The organism is Pseudoalteromonas sp. SCSIO 43101 (assembly GCF_023650775.1).
Classification (GTDB): domain Bacteria; phylum Pseudomonadota; class Gammaproteobacteria; order Enterobacterales; family Alteromonadaceae; genus Pseudoalteromonas; species Pseudoalteromonas apostichopi.
On the sequence record NZ_CP072674.1, the window covers coordinates 184,951 to 210,443 of the forward strand.

The 25,493-nt window shown below is 41.3% G+C and carries 21 protein-coding genes; 13 read left to right on the forward strand and 8 right to left on the reverse strand.

Features of this window, described 5'->3' with window-relative positions:
* Positions 1–158 precede the first annotated feature (158 nt).
* The 7 genes from J8Z25_RS17955 (at position 159) to J8Z25_RS17985 (ending at position 8,836) form a co-directional block, all read left to right on the forward strand.
* The gene (locus J8Z25_RS17955; protein ID WP_250662262.1) at positions 159–1,166 is read left to right on the forward strand and encodes a LacI family DNA-binding transcriptional regulator; all 1,008 of its coding nucleotides are present in this window, start codon (positions 159–161) and stop codon (positions 1,164–1,166) included.
* Positions 1,163–2,383: a glycosyltransferase gene (locus J8Z25_RS17960; RefSeq protein WP_250662263.1), complete on the forward strand. Its 1,221-nt coding sequence runs from the start codon at positions 1,163–1,165 to the stop codon at positions 2,381–2,383. Before J8Z25_RS17955 ends, J8Z25_RS17960 begins: the two co-directional genes overlap by 4 nt.
* 149 nt (positions 2,384–2,532) lie before the next feature.
* On the forward strand, positions 2,533–3,759 hold the full coding sequence (locus J8Z25_RS17965) for a threonine/serine exporter family protein (RefSeq protein ID WP_082401625.1): 1,227 nt from the start codon (positions 2,533–2,535) through the stop codon (positions 3,757–3,759).
* Positions 3,760–3,882: 123 nt separating this feature from the next.
* On the forward strand, positions 3,883–6,123 hold the full coding sequence (locus tag J8Z25_RS17970; RefSeq protein WP_250662264.1) for a tetratricopeptide repeat protein: 2,241 nt from the start codon (positions 3,883–3,885) through the stop codon (positions 6,121–6,123).
* Positions 6,124–6,261: 138 nt separating this feature from the next.
* Entirely contained in the window at positions 6,262–7,050 is a 789-nt protein-coding gene (locus tag J8Z25_RS17975; protein WP_250662265.1) for a hypothetical protein, read from the forward strand.
* 43 nt (positions 7,051–7,093) lie between these two features.
* Positions 7,094–8,263 carry a BamA/TamA family outer membrane protein gene (locus tag J8Z25_RS17980; RefSeq protein ID WP_250662266.1) on the forward strand — a complete coding sequence of 390 codons (1,170 nt, stop codon included), beginning with the start codon at positions 7,094–7,096 and terminating at the stop codon, positions 8,261–8,263.
* 111 nt (positions 8,264–8,374) lie between these two features.
* Positions 8,375–8,836, forward strand: a complete 462-nt coding sequence (locus J8Z25_RS17985) for a hypothetical protein (RefSeq protein WP_130052784.1) — start codon at positions 8,375–8,377, stop codon at positions 8,834–8,836.
* Positions 8,837–8,844: 8 nt separating this feature from the next.
* Here the strand turns inward: J8Z25_RS17985 and map are convergent, their stop codons facing one another.
* From map to J8Z25_RS18000, 3 genes are all read right to left on the reverse strand, one after another.
* Complete coding sequence (gene map, locus J8Z25_RS17990; RefSeq protein ID WP_130052785.1) at positions 8,845–9,627, reverse strand: type I methionyl aminopeptidase; 783 nt, start codon at positions 9,625–9,627, stop codon at positions 8,845–8,847.
* Positions 9,620–9,826 carry a ParD-like family protein gene (locus J8Z25_RS17995; RefSeq protein ID WP_119853080.1) on the reverse strand — a complete coding sequence of 69 codons (207 nt, stop codon included), beginning with the start codon at positions 9,824–9,826 and terminating at the stop codon, positions 9,620–9,622. Before J8Z25_RS17995 ends, map begins: the two co-directional genes overlap by 8 nt.
* 72 nt (positions 9,827–9,898) lie before the next feature.
* Positions 9,899–11,383, reverse strand: coding sequence for a S41 family peptidase (locus J8Z25_RS18000; protein ID WP_250662267.1), 1,485 nt, complete (start codon positions 11,381–11,383; stop codon positions 9,899–9,901).
* A 206-nt stretch (positions 11,384–11,589) separates the two neighbouring features.
* Between J8Z25_RS18000 and J8Z25_RS18005 the strand changes: the two genes are divergently transcribed.
* Positions 11,590–12,063: a tetratricopeptide repeat protein gene (locus J8Z25_RS18005; protein ID WP_130052787.1), complete on the forward strand. Its 474-nt coding sequence runs from the start codon at positions 11,590–11,592 to the stop codon at positions 12,061–12,063.
* 527 nt (positions 12,064–12,590) lie between these two features.
* On the opposite strand, the gene J8Z25_RS18010 is transcribed toward J8Z25_RS18005, so the two are convergent.
* Positions 12,591–13,076, reverse strand: a complete 486-nt coding sequence (locus J8Z25_RS18010; RefSeq protein ID WP_130052788.1) for a GNAT family N-acetyltransferase — start codon at positions 13,074–13,076, stop codon at positions 12,591–12,593.
* 129 nt (positions 13,077–13,205) lie between these two features.
* Complete coding sequence (gene exaC, locus J8Z25_RS18015) at positions 13,206–14,726, reverse strand: acetaldehyde dehydrogenase ExaC (RefSeq protein WP_130052789.1); 1,521 nt, start codon at positions 14,724–14,726, stop codon at positions 13,206–13,208.
* Positions 14,727–14,903: 177 nt separating this feature from the next.
* On the opposite strand from exaC, the gene J8Z25_RS18020 reads away from it, so the two are divergent.
* Complete coding sequence (locus J8Z25_RS18020; RefSeq protein WP_250662268.1) at positions 14,904–15,812, forward strand: AraC family transcriptional regulator; 909 nt, start codon at positions 14,904–14,906, stop codon at positions 15,810–15,812.
* Here J8Z25_RS18020 and J8Z25_RS18025 read toward each other — a convergent pair.
* Positions 15,802–16,473: a YoaK family protein gene (locus J8Z25_RS18025; protein ID WP_130052791.1), complete on the reverse strand. Its 672-nt coding sequence runs from the start codon at positions 16,471–16,473 to the stop codon at positions 15,802–15,804. The genes J8Z25_RS18020 and J8Z25_RS18025 overlap by 11 nt on opposite strands.
* A 128-nt stretch (positions 16,474–16,601) precedes the next feature.
* Between J8Z25_RS18025 and J8Z25_RS18030 the strand changes: the two genes are divergently transcribed.
* The gene (locus tag J8Z25_RS18030; protein ID WP_250662269.1) at positions 16,602–17,633 is read left to right on the forward strand and encodes a LacI family DNA-binding transcriptional regulator; all 1,032 of its coding nucleotides are present in this window, start codon (positions 16,602–16,604) and stop codon (positions 17,631–17,633) included.
* Here J8Z25_RS18030 and gtfA read toward each other — a convergent pair.
* Positions 17,630–19,102: a sucrose phosphorylase gene (gene gtfA, locus J8Z25_RS18035; RefSeq protein ID WP_250662270.1), complete on the reverse strand. Its 1,473-nt coding sequence runs from the start codon at positions 19,100–19,102 to the stop codon at positions 17,630–17,632. The two genes, J8Z25_RS18030 and gtfA, sit on opposite strands and share 4 nt — an antisense overlap.
* A 138-nt stretch (positions 19,103–19,240) precedes the next feature.
* Between gtfA and J8Z25_RS18040 the strand changes: the two genes are divergently transcribed.
* From J8Z25_RS18040 to J8Z25_RS18050, 3 genes are all read left to right on the forward strand, one after another.
* Positions 19,241–20,461: an MFS transporter gene (locus J8Z25_RS18040; RefSeq protein WP_130052794.1), complete on the forward strand. Its 1,221-nt coding sequence runs from the start codon at positions 19,241–19,243 to the stop codon at positions 20,459–20,461.
* 150 nt (positions 20,462–20,611) lie between these two features.
* Positions 20,612–23,011, forward strand: a complete 2,400-nt coding sequence (locus J8Z25_RS18045; RefSeq protein WP_130052795.1) for a TonB-dependent siderophore receptor — start codon at positions 20,612–20,614, stop codon at positions 23,009–23,011.
* A gap of 228 nt (positions 23,012–23,239) precedes the next feature.
* Positions 23,240–24,325, forward strand: coding sequence for a methyl-accepting chemotaxis protein (locus J8Z25_RS18050; RefSeq protein ID WP_130052796.1), 1,086 nt, complete (start codon positions 23,240–23,242; stop codon positions 24,323–24,325).
* 213 nt (positions 24,326–24,538) lie between these two features.
* Here J8Z25_RS18050 and J8Z25_RS18055 read toward each other — a convergent pair whose 3' ends face one another.
* Positions 24,539–25,438 carry an IS5 family transposase gene (locus J8Z25_RS18055; protein WP_250661049.1) on the reverse strand — a complete coding sequence of 300 codons (900 nt, stop codon included), beginning with the start codon at positions 25,436–25,438 and terminating at the stop codon, positions 24,539–24,541.
* Positions 25,439–25,493: the final 55 nt, after the last annotated feature.

A 25,493-nucleotide genomic window follows, 5' to 3' on the forward strand; every position in this document is an offset into this window, starting at 1 on the left:
GTTCCTTTTTCGTTTTTATTTTCGATTCTGTAAACAAGTAGAACATGTTTGCAGCATTTCATAAAGAGTTTCGACCCTTTTGGCAGCCAATCAGTGACTTAAACAGCTAAATTACGCTAAAATAAAAGCACTCTATTCGCCACTTTTTGCTAATAAAAATGAAAAAATCGACAGGCAAAGTCACAATTTGGGATGTTGCTGAACAAGCACACGTTTCAAAATCAACGGTGTCTTTGGTCCTTACCAACAGTGATAAGGTCAGTAAAAAAAGTAAAGAAAAAGTACTGGCTGCCATTGATAAGCTTGGCTACGTGTATAACCGTGATGCTGCAGCACTTCGTAGCAAGCGCTCAAACTTAGTCGCGCTGGTTATAAATGACTTAACCAACCCTTATTCAGCTCAACTTGCTGTTGGACTCGAAAAACACATCTTTGAGCTTGGCATGCTGCCAATGATGGTGAATATTGCGGAGTCTGTCGAAAGGCAAACTCAAGTGGTGAAAACCTTAAAAGAATACAACGTATCGGCGTTTATTATGTGCCCGGCTCCGGGAACTAAGCAACAGTGGCAAGATGATTTAATAAATAGTGGTTTTCCGGTTATTAATATCATGCGTGAAATTCCATTTTCAGCAGCACCCTGTATTTTGCCTGATAACAAAAAAGGCACACATATTTCGACCAGCCATATTTTATCGCAAGGTATTGAAGAGGTAGCCTTTTTAGGCGGCACGGCAGAAATATCTGATTATCATGAACGTTTAAGTGGTTTTTTAGCTGCGCTTGAGCAATTTAATATCACTGACGAAAAACCCGTTATTAAGGCACCGACAAACCGACAAGGTGGCCGTGAAGCCTTTAATACCCTTATAAAACAAGCACCGAATACCAAGGCCATTGTCTGTTTTAATGATGTGATTGCTTACGGCGCGATTGAAGCTATGCGCCAACACGGCCTAGAGCCGGGTAAAGACATCAAGGTTATTGGCTTTGATGACTTAGAAGATTCGCGCTTAATGTTGCCTTCTCTTTCAACCATCGCCATTAATGCCGATGAAATCGGTAAACGCACCTGTCAGGTGCTAAAAGAACTATTAGATAAATCAACACCGCCAGTTCGCACCTTGGTGGATGTTAACTTAAAAATACGAGACTCAAGTCAATGAAAAAAGTGTTAGTGATCGGCTATGTATGGCCTGAGCCTAATTCGTCGGCAGCCGGCACCCACATGATGTCACTCCTGCGCGCCTTTCGTGCAGAAAACTGGCAAGTTGAATTTGCCAGTCCTGCGCAAAAAACCGAACATATGGTGGAACTCAGCGAAGATGGCATTACCACTCAGGTAATTGCATTAAATTGCTCTAGCTTTGATGAGTACGTGCAAGCGTATAACCCTGATATTGTGATGTTTGACCGCTTTATGATGGAAGAACAGTTCGGTTGGCGAGTAGATAAATACTGCCCTAACGCACTTAAGATTCTTGATACAGAAGATTTACAGTGTCTAAGAAATGCCCGTCACGAAGCTCATAAAGCAGGCCGGGAATTCAGCCAAAGCGATTTACACAGCGATATTGCAAAACGAGAAATCGCCGCAATTTTGCGCTCAGATATCAGCTTAATTATCTCGCACTACGAGATGCAGTTACTCAATGACGTTTTCAAAGTCGATTCTGCCCTACTTCACCATTTACCATTTTTGGTTGATTTGCAGCATATTCCCACTAGCACCAAAACATTTGCTGAGCGCAAACACTTCATGACTATTGGTAATTTTCGTCATGCGCCAAACTGGGATGCAGTGTTGTACTTACAACAGATTTGGCCGCTGATCCGCAAACAATTACCCGATACCGAACTCCACATTTATGGCTCTTACCCGCCACCAAAGGCAACAGCGCTTAACAATCCAAAAACCGGATTTTTAATTAAGGGCTGGGCAGATGATGCCTATAAAGTAATGGAAGATGCCCGTGTGTGTTTATCGCCGTTGCGTTTTGGGGCTGGTATTAAGGGTAAGTTACTCGAAGCGATGATCATGCAAACACCGAGCGTAACAACCCCTATTGGTAGTGAAGGCATGCATCAAGATGAGCCCTGGTCAGGCGCAATCTGTGAAGATGCACAGCAGTTTGCTGATGCAGCAGTGGCACTTTATCAAGATGAAGCGTTATTTACTCAGGCACAGCAAAATGGCCAGCATTTATTGCAAAAATATTATGATAAATCAAAACTTCAGTCGCAGTTAATCGCTAAAATCACCGCCATTAGTGAGTCATTAGCGCAGCATAGACAGCAAAATTTTACCGGCCAAATGCTTAAACATCACACCATGCGTTCGACCCAATACATGGCGCAGTGGATTGAAGCAAAAAATAAGTAATTTTGCCGTAAATAACACTAGACATAGCGGCTTTTGTCGCTAAAATCGCGCTGGTCAATTTAAGCGATATAGTCTAGCTATTAGACTATATCTTATTGAATTTTGGTCTATCCTTAACTGAACAATTTAACCTTTGGTTCAAAACGCCTTTGAAAACCGCAACGTTTACTGAAAAACGAAAATTTATCGTGAAGCTTGGCAAAATGCTTCATAAATACGGTACACCTGCATACCGACTAGAAGCACACTTAATGGAAGTTGCGACTTACCTCGGTTTGAAATCATCTTTTGTTATGTCGCCAACATCCGTGACTTTTGTGATCTGGACTGATGGCCATGAAGAAGAGTACACCCATGTTGCGCGTGTTGATCCAGGCGATCATGACTTAGGCTCGCTGGCAGATACCGATGACCTAGTAAACAAAATGCTTAATGGGGAGCTGACGTTACAAGAAGTCGATAAACAGCTCGATATTATTTACACCATGCCAAACCCATATAATAAATTTATGACTGGCGTTGCATTTGCGACCTCAGGTGGGGCATTTGCCATGTTGATGGGGACTAGCTGGAATGATGTATTTTGGTCAGCACTCATTACCTTAGTGGTGTATTTATTTGTGCTTTGGTCAACGCGTTCTAAGCGTGTTGCACATATGCTTGAACCATTAGTTGCCATTGTATCGGCGATTATAGCCTGTGCTATTAGTGTCTATATTGATGCCCAAATTAACATACGACTGGTGGTACTTTCAGCCATCATTGTGTTTATACCCGGCTTAGCATTAGCCCTCGGTTTAGCAGAGTTAGCAGCTAGGCATTTAGTGTCTGGTACAGCTCGGGTTATGGACTCATTCATGCTGCTGTTTAAGCTGTATTTTGGTGCTTTTATTGGTATCGGTATTGGTTTTGCTATTTTTGGCCAAAGTGACTTTGTGCAACCCGAGCCTTTACCTAAATGGACGGCTTGGCTAGCTATTTTCATGCTATGTAGCAGCCTAATCGTCATTTTTAGAACCAAGCTAAAGCATGCTGTTTGGTCTATTGCATCTGGCTTTATAGCGTATGGTACAAGTATTGGTTCAGCCATGTACCTAGACTACACATTAGGCACATTTGTAGGCGCATTAGCCGTGGGCGTTTTTAGCAACTTATTCAACCGCGTTGTCAATGCTCCAGCCTCCATTGTAGCTATGCAAGGTCTGATCGTATTGGTACCAGGTAGTAAAACCTATATTGGTTTAAACTCACTGATAGAAGGCCAAGATTTCGTTTATGCAGACCATATTGGCCAGCAAACCTTTTTGATTTTCATGTCATTAGTGGCGGGGCTTATCTTTGCTAACGTCGCGCTGCCACCGAAGAAAAGTTTATAACTTACTAAGCCCGAGTTTCTCGGGCTTTTTTACACCCTCGTTTTTATAAGCCGACTTTGCTTATCAGCAACAAACTGATATAACTCTTAAGTGCATGTGGTAAATATAAAAAGGATTTATTCAGTGATAAGATTGGCTTGGCTGTTATGCAGCTTTTTCGCCTTTAATGCGTTTGCAGAACCCCAGTGTATTAACTGTCATCAAAGCCAAGTTGAAGACTGGCAAACATCCCATCATTTTCATGCTATGGAAAAAGCCACTCCCACCTCGGTGCTTGGTAATTTCAATGAGCAAACCCTTAACTACCAGGGCCAGCAAGCGCGCTTTTATCAACAAGACCAACAACTTTTTATAAGCATGCCAAACCTAGATGGCAAGCTGACTGACTACCTTGTTTTATACACATTTGGCTATGAGCCATTGCAGCAATACATGTTTGATATGGGCAAAGGCCACATACAGCTATTTCCCTTTGCGTGGGACTCACGCAGTAAAACAGACGGCGGGCAGCGCTGGTTTGTACTGCATCCTGAGCAGAAAAAGCATGACCTATTTCATTGGTCGCAAAAAGGCCAAAACTGGAATCATATGTGTGCTGATTGCCACTCAACTGATTTCAAAAAACAATTTGACCTTAAAACGAATAGCTTTGATTCAAGTTACTCAAGTATTAACGTGAGCTGCAAAGCGTGTCATGGTGATACCCAAGCTCATTTGAAATGGGCTGATGGCGATAGCAGCATTACCGATAAAGGCTTTACTCATAACATTAAAAAGCAAACCCCGCTTTTTTCTCAACAAGCCGATGGCAGGATGCAAAGCGTACAGCCACTTGTAAAAAGCGATCAAGTGCAAGTCTGTGCAACCTGTCATGCTCGGCGCTCACAGCTTGATGACCGCAAAGACCCGCATAGTTTTTTACAAAGCTTTCAAGGCTCATTACTCACTCCTGAGCTTTACCACGTTGATGGTCAAGTATGGGATGAAGACTATGTATGGGGTTCATTTTTACAAAGTAAAATGTTCAACGCGGGGGTAACCTGTAGTAACTGTCATAACCCTCATTCGGGTAAATTAAAGCTACCGGGCAATCAAACCTGTACGCAATGTCATAGTCAAGAGATGTTCGATACACCACAACATCACGGCCATAAAATGGCAAGTATGGGTAGCCAATGTGTCGATTGTCATATGCCCGCGACCACCTATATGCAAGTAGACGCCAGACGTGACCACAGCTTTCGAGTACCTCGCCCAGATTTAACATTAAAAACCAATGCCCCTAATGCGTGTAATAGTTGCCATGAAGATAAAACACCACAATGGGCCGTCGCAAAAATGAAAGACTGGCATCCAAATTCAAAACATCTTGGCACTGCGCATTTTTCTGAGGCGTTTTATGCGGCAGATAACCGCCTGCCTAATGCGTCAACTATGCTGACTAAAATAGTGCAAGATAAAAATTTCCCTGAGATTATCCGTGCATCAGCACTGAGCCGTTTAGCAGCAAGTCCCGATAATAATGCCGTTGTTGCGATTGCTCGCTCAGTAAAAGACAGCGAGCCCTTAAAGCGTCAAGCTGCGATTGAAGCAGCGATGCCGCTTGATATAAACCAGCGCTGGCGCCTGTTAAACCCATTGCTTGATGATGAGCATTTACCAATCAGAACCGAAGCCGCAAGAGCTCTGTCGGCCATGTTAATTCAACCGTTTCCGGCCGGTCTTAATGTGCAAGACAGTAAACGGTTAAATGCAGCGCTTGATGAATACAAAGGCATCCAACAATACCAAGCCGAGCGCGGCTACTCACATACCAATTTAGGTAATCTTGCGCTCACATTACAAGAACCAGAGCAAGCCAAAGCACATTACTTACAAGCAATCAGTATTGAGCCTATTTTTGCTCCTGCTTATGTTAACTTAGCTGATCTATACCGCAATCAAGGCGATGAGAAGGCAGCGCAAAAAATCTTAAAACAAGGCTTAACGGTTAATAAAGAAAGCGCCGATATTCATTATGCCCTCGCCATGAGCCTTATTCGCTCCAAACAAAAAGACATAGCACTTACACATTTAAAAAAAGCTGCCCAGTTCGCAGAAGATAATGCAAGCTACCAGTATACTTATGCGCTGCTGCTACAAGATTTAGGTAATATGCCAGCAGCAATATCAGCCCTTGAGCGTGCTTTTAATCTAACACCGAATAACCCTGATATTAACTACAGTTTGGCGCAGTGGTATGTGGCAGAAGAGAACTACAGCCAAGCGCTGTTTTATGCAAGAAACCTCGCTCGTTTAGTACCTGGCAACCAGCAAGTTCAGCAATTTGTTAAGCAACTAGAAATGATGAATAGCATCAATTAATTGATAGTTAGAGGCTAAAAGAAGCTTTTTAAATTTAGCAAGTATTATATGCTTTGGACAATTGAACTAGATTAATAAATAAGCTATAAGTAGCGAAAGAAAGTACATCTATTTTAATATTTTGTGTAAGGACAGCACATGGCTTCTCTTCAATTTACTCCACTTATCCTCATTTTCTCAGCTTCATGCTTTGCAACTGAACAAAAAGAAGTACAAGACATGTCTGATCCACTGGCTGTTTATACACAAGCCGGTACCGGTGCGACAAACAAGGGCCTTAATTTTAAAGTGGGTCAAGCATACGATACAGGTATAGCTACAACTGCTGGCATGAATGTTATTGAAGTCAAAGGTATTTATGGTGATGTGCTTGGTTGGGAAAGCGATAGCAGAACGACAGATTCTATTGACTCATTTCGCTTTCGTAATTTCTCGGTTGACTTAAGCTCAATGAATGCAACACAGATTGATGCTAACTATAACCTCAATGCCAACCTTGTTGCTGACGAAAGCATGGATGTCTCATATAGCTACATTAAAGCCCTTAAACCTATGAGACGCTTTACGTTTTACCCATTAGCTGGGGTCGGTGCATCGCTGGGTGAAAATACCCTAGAAGATGACGGCAGTCGTGACAGTGGTTATGCCATTATGGGTGCATATGGTTTAGTGGGTATGTACGCAAAAATTACTATTAACGATAAAATTTGGCTTAACTACAATCCATTTTGGCTAACAACTATCGGCGGAAGCGATAACTATAAAGATCACTATTATGGTTTAAACCAAAGCCATATTTTGACTCACGAATTTGCAGCCAGTTATCAAATTAACCCACGTATGAATCTACGCTATTTCGCAAACTGGAACGAAAACCTTGACTTCTTAGATGGCGATCATCGTCTCGAATTTAACTATCAGCTATAAATTAAAATGTGAAGTAAAAAGAAACAACAAGGTAAGGGATTAAGTGAAAAACGTTGTACTAATAAATATGCTTACGGCAAGTTTGCTCAGCACACAAAGCTTTGCATCGAGTTATGATCAATATGCAATAAAACCCGCAGAGCAGCAATTAAGTAATCAACAACAAAAAGTTGATGAACCTATTTCATTTCTTCCTATACCAACCTTTATTACAGAGCCTGCTGTAGGGCCAGGCCTTGGGGTCGTTGGTTTATTTTTTCATGACAACGAAAAGAAAGCTAAAAAGAAGAAAAAAGAAGGCTCGACCCTGCCACAAAGCATCAGTTTAGTAGGCCTAATGGGCACTAAAAATGGTACCAAAGGCGGCGCTGTTGGCCACATTACGTTTTGGGATGAAGACCGAATTCGCTATCAAGGGATTGTTGGCTGGGCGAGTATAAACCTTGATTTTTACACCTTTGACGAGATTAAACTGCTTACACCTTTATCGTTGAATATTGAAGGCCCTGCGGTGTTTCAAAACCTTAAGTTACGTTATGACGACAGTAACTTCTTTTATGGCTTTAAGCAGATATATCGTCAAGTTGATATTAGCTTAGCCGAAAACCCTATCGAAGATTTTCTGCTCGAAAATGATATTATCAAGGAACATCTATCGCTTGATGTAAATACCTCAGGCATTGGTCCGTTACTAGAATACGATAGCCGAGATAACCCGCTGAACCCAGAGCGGGGCTTTAACTATAAGGCCGAATATTTATATTATGATGAGGCTATTGGCAGTAAGGTTGATTACACCAGCCTAAAGCTTACCGCCCTAAATTACTGGCGTTACACCGATAAATTTAACTTTGCCCTGCGCATGCAATATGACTCAGTAAATAACCGTGGTAAAAAACGCTTACCGGTTTATATTCCACCAAGTATTAGCTTACGGGGTGTATCTGCAACTCGATATCAAGGCCTTGATGTGTTTGTGGCCGAAGCAGAAGCAAGTTATAAAGTCACGCAGAAAATAAAGCTTAATTTATTTACTGGCATGGGCTGGGCTGCCGATAATTTTTCTGATTTATCTAAGGCTGAAACCATTGATACTGTTGGCGCAGGCTTTCGTTATTTAATTGATGAACATTACGGTATTAGCATAGGCATAGATGTTGCGCATGGCCCTGAACAAAACGCAATTTACATTCAGGCGGGTTCTACTTGGTAATCGAAACTAATACTTTTGTTATTATTTTAATAACTGATTAAACCTAAAGATTGAATTAATTTCTTTCACTGCTATTATCAATAGCTCAATAAACATTCAGGGATTGAACGGATGCATAAAAAAGTATCAACCAACCATTATCCATTCAAAGATTTTAAACCACATGGCCTTGTCGAGTTTTATCAACATGAACATACTCTTTTAACGACTGCCATAGGGCCTTTCAACGAAGAGATTATTGACGCGCACTCTTTTATGCAAAAAGATTACATTAATAAACTCACCACTGATTATGGCCAATGGTTTGAATTGGTTGAGTTTGAAAACTCATGCATGGCAACTCCTGGGGCACTCGAAAAGCTAATGGTGTACTTTGTAGAACTGCGACGTAAAGGCATTGCACCAGCAAAAACAGCCTTTGTCATCAAAGAGGGGCTTGAAGGCGGAAGCTTACTTACCGATACCTACTGCAATTTGTATAAACGAGCAGGCATGGTAATGAATGTGTTTAAGTCAAAAACAGCGGCCCTAAACTGGTTAGCAGAAGAGTCTGTTACTGAATTAGCCTGTTAATACACAATTTAGTTTAAAAAGTGTTGCTCTTCTTCACGCAAGGTCAACACTTCAACTCCCTCAGCCGTTACCGCTAAAGTATGCTCCCATTGCGCAGAAAGCTTTTTATCTTTTGTAACTACGGTCCAACCATCTGGCTTAGTTTTTACCTTAGCTGCCCCTTGATTGATCATTGGCTCTATCGTAAAGGTCATCCCCTCTTTTAGTACAAGCCCCGTATTTTTCTTGCCGTAATGTAATACTTGTGGCTCTTCGTGCATTTGCTGGCCGATGCCATGACCACAGTACTCTTTAACCACACTATAACCATGTTGATGAGCAAAATTTGCAATCGCATTACCAATATCCCCCAGCCTCACACCTGGTTTTACCATTTTAATTGCGTGCCACAGGGCTTGCTGGGTGGTGTCTACCAAACGTTTTGCTAAAGGCGATACATCACCAATTAAGTACATTTTGCTAGAGTCAGCTAAATAGCCATTTTTCTCGAGAGTGATATCAATATTCACAATATCGCCTGCTTTCAAAATGCCTTTGTCGCTTGGAAAACCATGACATACCACCTCATTCACAGAGGCATTTAATACATAAGGGTAGTCGTACTGCCCTTTACTTGATGGCCTTGCTTGTAACTGCTCAACAATGTAGCGTTCAACGAGATCGTTTATTTCCATTGTAGTCACGCCCTCTTTTACTAAAGGGTCAAGATAAGCAAATACATCAGCAAGTAATCGACCAGACTCTCGCATCAAAGCAATTTCATCTGCATCTTTAATCACAACCTTACTCATCACTTACATCCTTAGCCTTCACATCAGCTTGGCGAAGTTGCTCTTTAATAATATCGCTGTAGGTCATGGTAGGATTAAGCTCAGCAAGCATGCCTATTTTAATCCAATACTCAGATTGCGAGTTAATTGAGCGCACCATCGCTGTACTTGCTTTACGGATTTCTTCGTGTAGCTCATCGCTAATTTTAACAATACCCATCATATGACCTATATATAAAACATATACAGATCGTATTCATATTATATAAAAAAGCAAGGAGAACTTGTTTAATTACAACTCAGCTATCATTTTAACAAGCGCTTGTGTTGTCCATTCAAGCTCATTGAATTTAATATCAGGTTGATAATAAAAGCCTTTTTCACGTGGTCTATTTACATAGACCTTTATCGGCAGAATGACTTTAGCAAAGCCTGAAGGTAAAGTTTCGAGCCTCACTTCCATATAGGTAGAGTCTGTACTACTTGGTGCGCCTACTAATTGTGTGTTTGCAAACAGCTTAAAACTATCCAGTGCATCTAAACAGGCGCTAGCACATTGCCCTGGCACAATCACATAAACCGGTGTAGTAAATTTGCTGGCATTTTTTGGCATTGCTTGTCGCTCTGCTGCAGGTATCTCGACATAATAATGTTCACCCTTTTCATAAGCCGCCTGCATACTTTCGTGGGTCGTCTTTAGCCATTGATACCACGGGCTAGCCTTATCATAGTTTGCGACTACATCACCTAAATAGTCAGTATTACCTTTAGAAGTTCGCCACCACACTTGGGTATTTTTGTGTAACTCATAGCGGCCATATTTAAACTGTTCACTGCCCCAAAGTGCTGAGGCTATTTGCTCACTCCACATCGATGAGCCACCTTGATTATGACGAAGATCAAGCACCACAGCTTTAGCTTGCATTAACTTATCATGTTGCTGTTCAATAGCACTCAGCATCGCTTGATAATCTGCTTGCTGCTGCTCATTGGGTGCAAAAGTTGGCATGCTGATCCAAGCAATATTCTCTAAAGGCCAATTAAGCTCAATTGGTAACTTATCGCCGTTGTAAGCATTTTTAAGATTTTCACTGACCGTATCAGGCCTAATACGCCAGTTTAACTTTAAGCTGTAAGCAGAGCCGTCGGCTTTTTCGAAAGTGCAGCGCTCAAGAGGCGACAAAAATGGATTTCCATCATCAATCGTTAGTCGCCAACCATGGTTCCACCAACTACCGGGTTGTTCAACTTCTCCGTAATAGCGAAAAACACGCTCAACTAGCAAAGTATCAATTGCTGTATTATCACAGCTCACGAGCTTATCGCCTTTGGCAACTGTATCTAGTTCGCTGTAATACACTTTCAACGCATCACCGCGCCAAACAGTTGAAAAGCCCGGCCAACTTCTTTGTGGCTTTAGTTCACTTGGTAAGGTATCAACCGCTCCCGCATGACCATCTTGTAGTATGGTTCTAAAACGTGCAATAGCTGCAGAAAAACCTTGTGAACTATGCGCTTTTACAGCCAGCTTTAAGCCTTCTTGCTTTGCTTTTTCGAGCTGTTTTACAAACCCAGGGTTACGCACATCATGCATCCCAGGGTGGTTTATAACCGATAACTGATAAGCCGCTTCAACATCTTTGATAGCAAGCTCAGACCAATTAATTTCAGAGTTAGTTACTGTATTAGCCTCATTGGCGCGACATATGTCCACACTAAGTGAGCTAAAGTTAAGAGCTGTAAAGATAAGTGATGAGTAAAGCGCCAAGCGTTTCATAAAAATCCATTTTAAATAGTCATTATGTTCAAAAAACACCCTATTTAATCACTAAGACATTGTTGTGGCAATGAAAAGTACTTCACATATGAATAGATTAAAAAAATTCATCTATCAGGTTTATTTTAATCGTTTGTCGATTTAGATGTATTACTCTAAAGTTAACTCATCAGCAAACGATGCTGCGATTAACGAGGAAACCAATCATGTTTAAACCACTTTTAAAACGACTTGCTCTTAGCTCTTTATTGACATGTTCAGCTTTTGCAATCGCTGATCAAAGTGACTACAAACTAATGGTAATTAGCGACTCAGATTCATCGCAAGCAATTATGCAAGGCCAATATGATGCAGTGTTAAATAGCACAGCTCAAGCGACTGACTCAAACAGCCAATACGAACTTGCATTCAATCGTTGCGCAGCAAGTGTGAAGTCTAAAAACTTCAGCGATGCAGAATCACTTTGTACTGAAGCTATCAAGCTTCTTAATACAAGCGAAGTACGCGGATATAAACGCCGAGAGCTAACTTCTTTCGCTTTAAGTAATCGAGGTATCGCACGCATCATGTCGAAAAACGACACAGCTGCACTGTCAGATTTTTATGAAGCGGTAAAAATATCGGGTAATGATTTAGTCAATCACAACCTAAACCGCGCTAAGAAAAACTTAGCTTTATAACGGAATTGTTGTCACAAAAAGTCTAGCTTGTGTGTTCTCTGGGCTTTTTCATATATCGAGTCATGGCACTTGCGGTGACTCAACCAAATTGTTGTCAAAAGCTTAGCTTGTGTGTTCTCTAAGCTTTTTTATTCCGAGTCATGGCACATGCGGTGACTCAACCAAATTGTTGTCAAAAGCTTAGTTTGTGTGTTCTCTAAGCTTTTTTATTCCGAGTCATGGCACTTGCGATGACTCAACCAAATTGTTGTCAAAAGCTTAGTTTGTGTGTTCTCTAAGCTTTTTTATTCCGAGTCATTGCACTTGCGGTGACTCAACCAAATTGTTGTCAAAAGCTTAGTTTGTGTGTTCTCTAAGCTTTTTTATTCCGAGTCATGGCACATGCGGTGACTCAACCAAATTGTTGTCAAAAGCTTAGTTTGTGTGTTCTCTAAGCTTTTTTATTCCGAGTCATGGCACTTGCGGTGACTCAACCAAATTGTTGTCAAAGGCCTGGCTTGTGTGTTCGCCAGGCTTTTTTATGCCCGTTATAAAATAACTTGCCAATAAGCTACATCAACCCACTGAGCGAACTTTTTTCCAACTTGCTGGAAATGCGCGACCTTTTGCATATTATATTTTTCATGCAAGGCGATACTTGCTACATTAGGTAATGCAATCCCTGCCATAACAGCATGTACATTTTGCGCTTTTAGCTGAGCAAACAGCGCAGCGTAGAGCTGTGTACCAACCCCTTTTGCATGACTACCAGCATCTAAATAAATCGAAATTTCCACTGAGTGTTGGTAAGCTTTACGTGCTTTCCAAGGTGTTGCATAACAATATCCAATAACCTTGCCATTAATTTCGGCAACCAACCAAGGTAAGCCAGAGGCAAGATTAGCCTGTATCCGCTTTGCTATTTCAACGTCTGTGATAGCATCAACTTCAAATGTAACCGTACTATTGAGAACATAGTGATTGTAAATTGCAGCAATGGCTTTACTATCATCAACCGTTGTATTTCTAATCATGTTTAAAATTCCTTACTCAACAATGATTTATTAATAACAGAAAAGAAGATTTGGGAATACATTTGCGCAAAATAAAAACGCCACTAGACGTGGCGTTTGGGTAGTTTCGACAACAATAAGAAATTGCTTTTAAAAGAAGCCCAGTGGATTTTCACTGTAACTTACTAATAGGTTTTTAGTTTGCTGGTAATGATCAAGGGCGAGTTTATGTGTTTCGCGGCCAATGCCTGATTTTTTATATCCGCCGAACGCAGCGTGCGCTGGATACATGTGATAGCAGTTTGTCCAAACGCGGCCCGCTTCAATCTTACGGCCAAAGTGATAAGCACGATTCATATTTCTGCTCCATACACCAGCCCCTAAGCCAAACTCTGAGCTATTGGCAAGCGCTAATGCTTCCTCTTCATCTGTAAAGGTCGACATTGAAATAACGGGGCCAAAGATTTCTTCTTGGAACACACGCATGTCGTTGGTGCCTTTTAACAGTGTTGGTTGAATGTAGTAGCCACCGTTAAACTCATCTGACAGCTGCTCTACTTCACCGCCAGCGAGTACTTCAGCACCTTCTTGTTTACCAATTTCGATGTAACTTAGGATCTTATCAAACTGAGCTTGCGATGCTTGTGCGCCGACCATGGTTTCTGTATCAAGTGGGTTACCACGTTTAATTTGTAAAGTGCGGGCAAGAACACGCTCAATAAACTGCTCGTAAATGTCTTCTTGAATAAATAAACGCGATGGACAGGTACAAACTTCGCCTTGATTAAAGTATGCAAGTACAGCCCCTTCTATAGCTTTACTCAAAAACTCATCATCTTTTTCCATTACATCATTAAAAAAGATATTTGGCGATTTACCACCTAGTTCGACCGTTGATGGAATAATATTATCAGCAGCACATTTTAAAATATGTGAACCTACCGGCGTTGAACCTGTAAAGGCAATTTTAGCAATTCGAGTACTGGTTGCGAGGGCTTCGCCAGCTTCTTTACCATAACCGTTCACAATATTTAGAACACCTGCTGGTAACAAATCACCGATGACTTCAAGCAGCACTAAAATTGATGCAGGTGTTTGTTCAGCCGGTTTTAAAACAACACAGTTGCCCGCAGCAAGAGCTGGAGCAAGCTTCCATGCAGCCATTAGCAATGGGAAATTCCAAGGAATAATTTGCCCTACTACACCCAGAGGCTCATGGAAATGATACGCAACGGTGGTTTCGTCAATCTCACCAATAGAGCCTTCTTGTGCGCGAACACAGCCTGCGAAATAGCGAAAGTGATCGGCCGCTAATGGCACGTCTGCCGCCAGAGTTTCACGAATTGCTTTACCATTATCCCAGGTTTCTGCAACCGCGAGCATCTCTAGATTTTGTTCAATGCGATCGGCTATTTTTAATAAGATATTACTGCGCTCTGTGACTGACGTTGTTCCCCACGCTGCTTTTGCATCATGGGCTTTATCAAGTGCCAGCTCGATATCTTCTTTTGATGAACGAGGTACTTTACAAAACACTTTACCGTTCACAGGGCTGATGTTTTCAAAGTATTCTCCTTTTACAGGGGCAACCCATTGGCCACCAATATAATTCTCGTATTGCGCTTTAAAATTAACTTTTGCGCCTTCACTACCTGGGTTTGCATAAATCATAATGTGTTCTCTCTTCAAATTGTTGTGTTTTATTTAGCATTGACTAAATTACGCGGTAGGTTATTGTTTAATGAACCGCTAGCTTTTGAAGTTAGCTTAGTTAATAGAAGTACACTTGATTCCTAGTCCAGACTTTTTGACTATTTGTCCAGAATTTAGGGCGACAGCGAGGCAACAATGAACACATCAGTTAGCAGCAGAAGTTTAGATAAGAAACGGCAACGTATTGATGTGCTTATTGAAAATAAAGTAAGTTTTGCTGGAGAGCATGCAGAATTAAGTATTTACGACACCTATTTAGATGCGCAAAAAGTAGCGCTGCATTCCACTGAATTATTATTTTGCGGCATGATAAGTGGCAAAAAAATCATGCATGTTGCTGACAGTGATTATCATGAAGAGTTCTTGCCAAACCAGTCATTTGTACTGGCCCCAGAGCAAGGTGTATTAATCGATTTTCCAAATGCTTCGCTCAACCAACCAACAACCTGTTTAGCGATTGAAATTAGTACAGACAAAATAAGCCAAGTAGTCGATATACTTAATTTTAATCAGCAAATTACACAAGATGACTTTTTCCAATATCAAACGAAGCTAGTCCATACACAGCATAACCTGCAAACCCAACAACTGCTTGAACGGATGATTACCCTGTTTAGCGAAAATGAACAACACCGTGATTACTTAATTGATCTATCACTCAATGAGTTAATAACCCGCCTATTACAGCAACAAAGCCGAGATTTAATGATCGCAAGCTGTAAGAAAGGTAAACTTGCAACTCCAATGAGCCATGTAATTAGCTATATAGAACAACATCTCGCAGAGAATATTGATATTGATGTGTTATGTAAGATAGCGTGTATGAGCCGCAGTAAGTTTTATCAGCAATTTAAGCTAGCATTTGGTGTCACCCCAGCTCTTTGGCAGCAGCAATTACGCTTACAAAAAGCATACAAACTGCTCGAAAAAGGTGAGGCTATTAGTCAGGTTTGTTATCAATTAGGTTTTAATAACCCGAGCCATTTTAGTCGTGTGTTTAAACAAGCCTTTGGCGCAACCCCAAAGAGTATCGCTAACCATTAAACCTAGGATTGCAACGAGTATAAACCCGATAGGTCAATGCCAATAAAATACATATAATACTTGGTACATAAAGCGCCGAAAAGCTAAATTTTGCAAATAACCATGCACCTGATAAGCCACCTAAAATAAAGCCGAAGATGATTAGGCCAAATAGCTTAGCCTTACGCTTATCAAGCTCCTCACCTCGGAAAAAACGACCAAACATAATACCTAAATCAGTAAAGATCCCTGTCACATGAGTGGTACGAACGATTGCACCACTGTAGGTCGTTGCCAATGCGTTTTGTAATCCACATGCCGCAGAGGCCAAAAAGTGCCCATAACCAGAGCCATTAAACAATAGCCAAAGTGCGCCTAATAAAAGCCCTGCTTCGATTAATAATGCGGTGTCGTAGTGACGACCTAATTTAAGTGCAGAGCTATGCAGTAAAAACCCTGCAATACCAGAACCTACTAAAAATGACAGTAATACGCCTAATAAATGTAAAGCATCAAGGCTATTGCCATGCATTAGATCTGCGCCAAGCAAAGTTGCAGTTCCTGATAAATGTGATACAGCTTGATGTTCAAAACTAAGTAACCCAACTGCATTCACGCAACCGGCTACCAACGCCAAAATAAATGCCCCAATCTCAACCCACTTTGGTAACTTAGAAATCACTCGCTACTCGCCTTTTTTTGCTCTCTTACTCATTCTTTTATGGTACGTTAATTTTTATGACTAAAAACACTTTTTTTCGACTCTTTATATGGTAATTTACAATTAAGTAAATCGATTAAGAAGCTATAATGACAAAGCTAAAAAGTTGGACGCTGAAAAGTATCGCCAAAGAGTTAGGTGTTTCAAATGCTACCGTATCAAATGCGTTTAACCGCCCGGATCAATTATCTAAGGCGCGCCGTGAAGAGATCTTAGCTGCATGTAAAAAGCTAGGCTATTTTGGTCCCAATAAAGCGGCGCAATCATTACGTCGTGGCACCTTTAATATTGTTGCCCTAGTGCTACCAGACAGTGTTGAATATATGGTATCAGATCCGGTTGCAAGTAGCTTTATGCGTGGTGTGTCAGCAGTACTCGAAAAAAACGGCATCAATCTTTTATTATTTTCAGGTAACAACGATAACCTAAATAGCGTGGTTGATTTTGTTGATGGTTTTATTTGCTACGGTCGCCCACGTAATAAGCAACTTGTTGAACAATTGAAACAAGTACCAAAACATGTGGTAACTGTCGATTTTAACATCGGTCGCGATGCCTCTGTAAACGTAAACAACCAACAAGCCAGCTTTGATATTGCCAAACACGCACTACAAAATAATGATGATCGGGTTGCTATTTTAGGCCTGCGCTTACTCGATAACGACGTTTTATGCCGAGTTTACGAACATCATGAATTTGAGGCTGGTCAGTCTATCGCTCATCAACGACTGCGCGGTTATCACCAAGCAATCAGCGATGCTGGCGTCACCCTTGGTGATGATAGAACATGGAATATTCCAGAAAGTAGCGAACGCTTCGCTAGCATTGCTGCTAAAGAAGCACTTAGCAGCACCCCACGACCAAATGTATTGTTGTGTATGAGTGATTTAATCGCCCTTGCCGCAATGCGCGAAGCATTAAAAATGGGGTTATCAATTCCTGAGGATGTCAGAATTGTGGGCTTTGATGGTATAGATGAAGGACAGCGATTTGTGCCAAAACTCACAACTGTCCATCAAAATAGCGAAGAAAAAGGCCGCATTGCTGCGACCTTGTTTATATCTAAAGAGCAGCAAACAGCCGAAATCGACTATCAGCTGCAATTGGGTCAAAGCAGTTAAGCTAATAAGTCAGCTAAATTAGTCATGCTTTGCCCGCCATCTCGCTGATCAAGAATCATCACTTCACGGCTTGCAAAGTCGACCTTTAACTCGATTGAGCTGCTATCATCATGCCAGCTTAAACGACATACACTGCCTTCACCTTTAGCAATAAATTCACCATTAAAAGCTGAGTGCTCATTACGCAATTGAATTAGTTTAATCAAGCCTTTAACGACAGGTCTAGCAAGCGCTGCATCAATGTCTTGTGCATTTAAATATGGGCGATTAATATCACGGCCAACATTTGTGCGAGCCAGTAATTCCATATCATTTTCACAAGCGAACAGGCCGCCATAATAAACTTGTGGAATACCTGGTGCAAAGAATTGAATCGCACGCGCTAGTAGGTAATCAAAGTCATCTGCGCCCAATGCATTGTAATATGTACAGTTTACTTGGTATAAATCAACGTTACTTGCAGCTGCACCAGTTGCAAGGCGACTTTGCCCTTCACTTTTTTCATGAATGGTTTCTACCAAGTTATCAATTTGCGCGGCGTTTAATAAGCCCGGTTTATCACCCATAGGGCCCGCATCAATGATACCAATGCCATCATGGGTATCGAGAACCGTTAAACAGTTACGCGGCGAAATTGTTAGCCAGTTCAGTAGAGCTTGCGCATCATTGCTAAACAAACTGTGTAAAATAAGTGGTGGTAAGGCAAAGTCATATACCATATTTACACGCTTTGCGACTTCAACCTGAGTTTGGAAGTGGCTATGAATCTCAGCAATGGTTTCCATACCTGCTTCATTAGCTTGCGCAGAAAGCTTATTTAAATATTCAAATGTTTCGTCAAGCATAAAGCAGTTTGTGCCTGCTTCTTTGATAGCGTAACCAGCAGCATCTAAACGAATAATGTTAACATTATTATCAGCAAATTTGCCAAGTACAGTATTTAAGTACTCGATGCCCGCCGTTGATTTCACATTAATATCAATTTGATTATCGGTAAATGTAGTCCAAAAATCATAGGTTTGGCCATCGCCGCATGCAATTGGCGTAAAGCAGCTACCAGGACGCGGACGATAAATCGCTTGTTGTTCAGCCTCAGACATACCATTTGGGAATACATCATCTTTGGTTAGAAATAAATCCCAAAACTCAGATTTCTTGCCTTTAGCTAATACATCTTTAAATTGAAAAGACTGTGCTGAAACATGGTTAACAATTAAGTCAGCCATTAAATCATAGTTGGCACCAAGCACTTTAATATCGTCCCAGCTACCAAGACGCGAGTCTACTTCGCTATGATCAATGGGATCAAAGCCAGCATCACTGCCATCAATCGGGTTATAAAATGGCAACAAATGTACACCTGCAAACACATTGTTAAGTGGGCCATTTAATAAATTACTTAATTCATCAATACCTTGACCTGTAATTCGGTCTGCGTAGGTGATTAATTGCACTTTATTGTTGATCATAATTGTTAATACCAAGTTGAAACTTAATCGATTAAGATATATCTTTAACCACGACAGCAAATTATTCAAGCAGTTTTTACAATTTTTATACACTAATATATATAGTAAAGGTGCAGACCTTTCGGTGGGGATACAACAATGAATAGAACACACGATCCTTTGCAAACCATTAGATGGCTGACATACATGATGTTTTTTATGTTTGCTATGACATCTGATGCGGTTGGTATGATCATTCCAGAGCTTATCAATGAATTTAACTTAAGCATGACTCAGGCCAGTGCCTTTCATTATGCACCAATGGCATTAATTGCCTTTAGCGGCCTATTTTTAGGTTTTTTGGCTGATAGTTTTGGTCGCAAGCAAACCATAATGCTGGGACTAGGCTTATTTACAATAAGTTGTTTCTTATTTGCCGTTAGCAGCAGTTTTAGTATATTTGTAGTGCTACTTAGCTGCATTGGCCTTGCTATTGGCTTGTTCAAAACCGGCGCATTGGCGTTACTAGGTGACATCTCTAAAAACAATTTAGAGCATACAAAAACAATGAACTTGGTCGAAGGCTTCTTTGGTGTTGGAGCCATTGTAGGCCCTGCACTTGTCAGCTTTTTAATCACCCAACAGGTAAGCTGGACTTATCTTTATGTCATCGCTGGGGTCTTATGCTTAATTTTGACCTTAATCGCTTGGCGTGCAGAATACCCTAAACCTAAAAAGCTTGAAAAGCATGCTAAACCAGCATCACTTGCAACCACAATGAGTATGATGAAAAACCCCTATGCACTTGGCTTTTCCTTAGCAATTGCTCTTTATGTTGCGACCGAAGTGGCTATATATGTATGGATGCCCACTTTACTTAGTGATTACAACGGCCCATGGCAATTACTGGCAACATATGCGCTAACCCTATTTTTCATTTTACGTGCTGCAGGGCGTTTCTTAGCGGTATGGCTGTTAAATCATTTAAGTTGGCAAGCGGCAATGCTGTATCTAAGCTTAGGCATTGCTCTTTGTTATTTAGGCTTAATTTTTGGTGGCGTTGATTGGGCGGTATTCTTATTACCATTATCGGGGCTGTTTATGTCGATGATCTACCCAACTTTAAACTCGAAAGGTATTTCTTGCTTTGCGGTTCAGCAACACGGTGCGGTCGCTGGGGTTATTTTGTTTTTTACCGCCCTTTCGGCTGCAGCGGGGCCGTTATTAATGGGTGTGATCAGTGACTACTTTGGTCACATTCGTTACGGCTTTTATCTCGCAACAGGTTTCGCATGTTTATTGTTTTTAGCCATGCTATATAACTATTTACGTGACCCTGCTGAGCAAGCATTAGCGCAGCACAGCGCGCTAAGCCACTAAATAAAACTCTTAAAAATCAATTATCGAACATAAATTGTGCAAATTTTTCGCTAAAAAACTTGCATTATGTAAAATTATTGTTATCTTTACTTAATCGATTAAGATAACAATTTAGACAACAAACCATCTGGGATTGAGACGAGGCACATTATGACAACACACAAACATGCCCTTTATACATTAAGCGCGCTTGCATTAGCAGTAAGTCAAAACTTACACGCTGAAGAGCAAGCACAACCAGAGGCTAAAAAAAGCGGCCTTGAAACGATTGTTGTAACAGGTGTACCGCGCCGTACGACAATTATGGCATCAAGTTCTTCAGTTAGCAGTGTTACATTAGCTGAAATTGAAGTATCAACACCACGCTCTACCGCAGAAGCATTCAGAACAATCCCGGGTGTACGTTCAGAATCAACTGGCGGTGAAGGTAACGCCAACATCGCAGTACGTGGCTTACCAGTTGCATCGGGTGGTGCCAAATTCTTACAACTACAAGAAGACGGCTTACCTGTGATGCAGTTTGGCGATATTGCTTTTGGTAACGCAGATATCTTCATGCGCTTAGATTCAACAGTACAAAGTGTTGAATCAATCCGTGGTGGCTCAGCATCTACAGCGGCAAGTGATGCACCAGGCGGTATCATCAACTTTATTTCTAAAACCGGTGAGAACGAGTCTGGCAGTGTATCAACCACTGTAGGCCTTGATTATGACTCAATTCGCACAGACTTTGAGTATGGTACTTATCTTAACGACAGTGTGCGTTATCACATAGGTGGTTTTGTTCGCCAAGGCGAAGGCCCGCGTGAAACTGGATATACATCAAATAAAGGGGGCCAGATTAAGGCGAACCTTACTAAAGAATTTGATGCCGGCTATGTGCGTGTTTACTTTAAGCACCTTGATGATAAAAGTGTAGGTTACCTACCTATGCCTATGTACTCAAATGGCGATTCAATCCCTGGTTTTGATGCACAATCAGATACGCCACATTCAGCACTTTTCACACAAACACTGCGTTTAAATGGTGATAATCAAATTAGCACTGGTGACATGACTGATGGTATGAATCCGGTTGTTACATCTGTTGGCTTTGAAGCTGCTTTTGATTTAGATAACGACTGGCGCATCGAAAACCGTTTTAGAACATCATCTGTAAGCGGTAATTTTATTTCTCTTATTCCAGCTGAAGTAGCAAGTGCAAGCTCAATTGCCTCTAGCATTGCTGGTGATGGCGCATCACTTGTTTATGCAAATGGTGGCTCAGCAGGCCAAGCTTATGGCGATGACGATTTAGCAATGCGCATCCACACATTTGATGTAACACTAAACGACATGGGTTCAATAGTTAACGACCTTAAGTTAACTAAATCGTTTTCTGATGACACAAGCATGACCTTTGGTTACTTTGCATCAAGCCAATCAATTGATATGTCATGGCTTTGGAACTCATATGTTATGGAGCTAAAAGGCGATAACGCAGCATTACTCGATGTGTACGCTGCTAATGGTGATAGCTATTCTGATAATGGCTTATATGCCTATGGCACTCCTTATTGGGGTAACTGCTGTCAACGCAACTATGATACAGAGTACGAAACACGTGCACCTTACATTAACTTAGCAACTAAATTTGGTGACTTAAGCATTGATGCAAGTGCTCGTTACGATTCAGGTGAAGCGCGTGGTAACTACGCAGGCGCCGTAACATCAACTGTTGATATGAATAGCGACGGTACAATCTCAATTCCGGAGCAAAGTGTAGTTGGTATAGATAACGCAAACCCAAGCATTGTTAACTATGACTGGCACTACAGCTCATACTCAATTGGTGCTAATTACCAAATTGATCCAAGCTTTGCGACATTTGCTCGTATTAGTAAAGGCGGCCGTGCAAATGCAGATCGCTTACTATTCGGTAAAGTAGAAGCGGATGGTTCAGTTGCTGAAGCCGATGCGATTGATGAAGTAAATCAATACGAATTCGGTGTGAAAAAACGTTTTGATTCACTATCAGTATTTGCAACAGCATTCTATGCAGAAACTGAAGAACAAAACTTCGAAGCCACATCGCAAAAATTCTTTGACCGCGAATATGAAGCCAAAGGTATTGAGGTTGAATCAACTTACTACGTAGGCGATTGGGATTTCCGTGGTAACTTTACATGGACAGATGCAGAAATCGCTAAAGATGCGTTATCGCCGGAGTTAGTAGGTAATACACCACGTCGTCAAGCTGACCTTATCTACTCACTAATGGCCACTTACAACTTTGACAAAGGTGCAGCGGGTCTGAGCTTTATTGGTACAACAGATGCTTACGCACAAGATAGTAATGATCTTCAGTTCGATGGCTACACACAAGTAAATGGCTTTGTAAGTTACAACTTGTCTGAAAACTTAAGCCTATCGCTTAATGTGAACAACCTGTTTGACACCATAGGTATCACAGAAGCAGAAGAAGGCTCAGTACCAGATAACGACATTATCCGTGCCCGTACTATTAACGGCCGTACAACGTCACTTACTTTAAAATATTCTTTTTATTAATCACTAAACTCCCTTGTTTTAGCCCAGTTTTTACTGGGCTTTTTCAGCTTTAATAACCAACTTTCCAGCCTCAATTGAGCAAATAGTCGTAATTACTCCCTTTCTAGTAAAAAAACAGATAATAAATTATCACTTTGTTCTATAATCAACGTGCGCCACAAGTATTAATCCCTTAAAATGATTAAGTATTATTGCGAATTGGTTTAACCATTTGAATTAGGAACATGCATGTTTGTCTCACGCAAAAGCCACTCTTTACTCCAAGATCAATACAACGCGCTATTAGCTGAAGTTGAGGCACTCAAAGCCGACAATCACGTTCTGCGTGATGAAAACGAGCGCTTAGAAGCTCAATTACATCATCATGCTGATGATGCAGATCAACTGTTCCTTGCTAATTTATTGAATAGTTCGATTGAATGTATCACGCAAATTGAGGGCGTACGCCAAACTGTTCTCGACTCATACCTTGTTATTGAAGAAGAAAGCCAAGTCACTTTACAGATCAGTCAACTATTAAATGACTCAAATAATGCGCTGCAGCATATCGTCAGTGAAATGGCTAGTATGGCAGGCAAAATGGGGAGCATGACCAGCAACATTACTGGCTTGTCTGATATGGCCGATAGCATCAATACCTTTGTATCAACCATTTCAAAAATTTCAGATCAAACCAACTTACTCGCGCTTAACGCCGCCATTGAAGCAGCTCGTGCTGGTGAGGCTGGTCGTGGCTTTAGTGTTGTTGCTGATGAAGTACGTACGCTTGCTACCAACACGAATAAATCAGCACAAGAAGTGTCTGATTTAGTAAAAGAAATCATTAACAAAACGGGTGAAACTGTCACCTCGGTTGAAGATATTCAGCAAAATAACACCCAGCTTTCAACAAGCTTTGATACCTTGAACAACGACTATAGTTCGATCATGAATCACTGCAATTCAATGAAAGAAACTATTATTAATGCCGCTACTCGCTCATTTGTGCAAACTGTAAAACTAGACCATATTGTATGGAAAGGTGAAGTATATGCGGTTGCCAATGGTACAAGTAACAAGTCGATTGATGACTTTTCAGATCATACCATGTGTAGACTAGGTAAATGGTATAACTCCGAACAATCAAATGGCTTTAAACAGCTCAATGCTTATCGTCAATTAGAAGAGCCACACCGTGAAGTGCACCGTAATGGTGTTGAAGCGTTAGTGATGCTACAAACAGGCAATAAAGACGCAGCTATTAATCACATTAATAAAATGGAAGCAGCAAGTGAGCGTGTCATGCATATACTTGATCAAATCGCTAACGGCTAATTACAAAAATAATAAAACCGAGCTCAGATGCTCGGTTTTTTGATCTATTTAAGCAAGTTACTCAACTAAACCTTCTTGCAGCACCGGCATTACAGCACTTTGTTGTTCTTGGCGCTTCACATAGCTAAACAACATTAAGCATCCAAGGGCTAAACTTGCAGCTAGCATAGGGCCTTGTTGATCAAATACAGCTCTCTAACAAACTCACTTAACTTACTGATATTTAGGCAGACCAAGGGTGTTGATCTTATTTAGCGCCTTCACTTTGATCATCGCTTCAACCAGCTGGCGATTGTAATCACGCGCATTTAGCTTAGCCCCCATCAACTGTTTAAAACGGTACATCGCTGTTTCTGCTAATGAGCGCACATGATATCCACTGAGCTTTTTCCATTGTGCGATTCCTAACTTATTGCACAACATGACAGCCTCATTGCGTGGATGCTTATCAGTCCACAGCCGTGCATTCTCTCTCGGCGGGATAGCAGGTATCGCGCCTTTTTCAGTAATTTCTGCATAGCAGCGGCGGCTATCATAAGCACCATCAGCGCTCACTCTATCTATACGCCGGCGTAATGGTCTTATCAAATCTTGGAGGGTCTCGCCGTCGGTGACGTTACTGAGCGTCATTTGCGCCCCCACAATATCATGCGTGTTGGCATCCACCGCAAGGTGCAGTTTTCGCCACTTTTTTCTTGCCTTTACGTGGTGCTTCTGTGCATGCCATTCACCTTCGCCAAACACCTTAAGTCCTGTGCTATCAACTACAATATCTACAAATCCAGTGGTGCGGACTTTACTGCGAAATTTAATATTCAACTCAGCACTGCGCTTACACAGACAACTGTAGGTTGGGGCTTCAAGCGGAAGCTTCATCAAAGATAATACCGATTGTGTGAACCCTTGTAGTGCCCTGAACGACAAGCCAAAGACAGCTTTGAGTGTTAAGCAAGTTTCAATAGCAAGATCAGAGAAATGATTAGAGCGGCCACGCCCACCGTGAGTACATTCGTTATACCAATGACGCGTTGCTTTTTCGTCAAACCAGAAGCGAATATTACCGCGGTTAACGAGGGCTTGATTATAGTGAGACCAGTTTGTGATTTTGCTCATTGTTGTTGCACGGGCTAGTAGGATATAGATGATCTGATCACAGGCTGGCAAGATA

Coding starts and splice junctions, on each gene's coding strand:
- J8Z25_RS17955 (WP_250662262.1), top strand. CDS start 159: ATGAAAAAATCGACAGGCAAAGTCACAATTTGGGATGTTGCTGAACAA.
- J8Z25_RS17960 (WP_250662263.1), top strand. CDS start 1,163: ATGAAAAAAGTGTTAGTGATCGGCTATGTATGGCCTGAGCCTAATTCG.
- J8Z25_RS17975 (WP_250662265.1), top strand. CDS start 6,262: ATGGCTTCTCTTCAATTTACTCCACTTATCCTCATTTTCTCAGCTTCA.
- J8Z25_RS17985 (WP_130052784.1), top strand. CDS start 8,375: ATGCATAAAAAAGTATCAACCAACCATTATCCATTCAAAGATTTTAAA.
- map (WP_130052785.1), bottom strand. CDS start 9,627: ATGAGTAAGGTTGTGATTAAAGATGCAGATGAAATTGCTTTGATGCGA.
- J8Z25_RS17995 (WP_119853080.1), bottom strand. CDS start 9,826: ATGGGTATTGTTAAAATTAGCGATGAGCTACACGAAGAAATCCGTAAA.
- J8Z25_RS18000 (WP_250662267.1), bottom strand. CDS start 11,383: ATGAAACGCTTGGCGCTTTACTCATCACTTATCTTTACAGCTCTTAAC.
- J8Z25_RS18005 (WP_130052787.1), top strand. CDS start 11,590: ATGTTTAAACCACTTTTAAAACGACTTGCTCTTAGCTCTTTATTGACA.
- J8Z25_RS18010 (WP_130052788.1), bottom strand. CDS start 13,076: ATGATTAGAAATACAACGGTTGATGATAGTAAAGCCATTGCTGCAATT.
- exaC (WP_130052789.1), bottom strand. CDS start 14,726: ATGATTTATGCAAACCCAGGTAGTGAAGGCGCAAAAGTTAATTTTAAA.
- J8Z25_RS18020 (WP_250662268.1), top strand. CDS start 14,904: ATGAACACATCAGTTAGCAGCAGAAGTTTAGATAAGAAACGGCAACGT.
- J8Z25_RS18030 (WP_250662269.1), top strand. CDS start 16,602: ATGACAAAGCTAAAAAGTTGGACGCTGAAAAGTATCGCCAAAGAGTTA.
- gtfA (WP_250662270.1), bottom strand. CDS start 19,102: ATGATCAACAATAAAGTGCAATTAATCACCTACGCAGACCGAATTACA.
- J8Z25_RS18040 (WP_130052794.1), top strand. CDS start 19,241: ATGAATAGAACACACGATCCTTTGCAAACCATTAGATGGCTGACATAC.
- J8Z25_RS18045 (WP_130052795.1), top strand. CDS start 20,612: ATGACAACACACAAACATGCCCTTTATACATTAAGCGCGCTTGCATTA.
- J8Z25_RS18050 (WP_130052796.1), top strand. CDS start 23,240: ATGTTTGTCTCACGCAAAAGCCACTCTTTACTCCAAGATCAATACAAC.
- J8Z25_RS18055 (WP_250661049.1), bottom strand. CDS start 25,438: ATGAGCAAAATCACAAACTGGTCTCACTATAATCAAGCCCTCGTTAAC.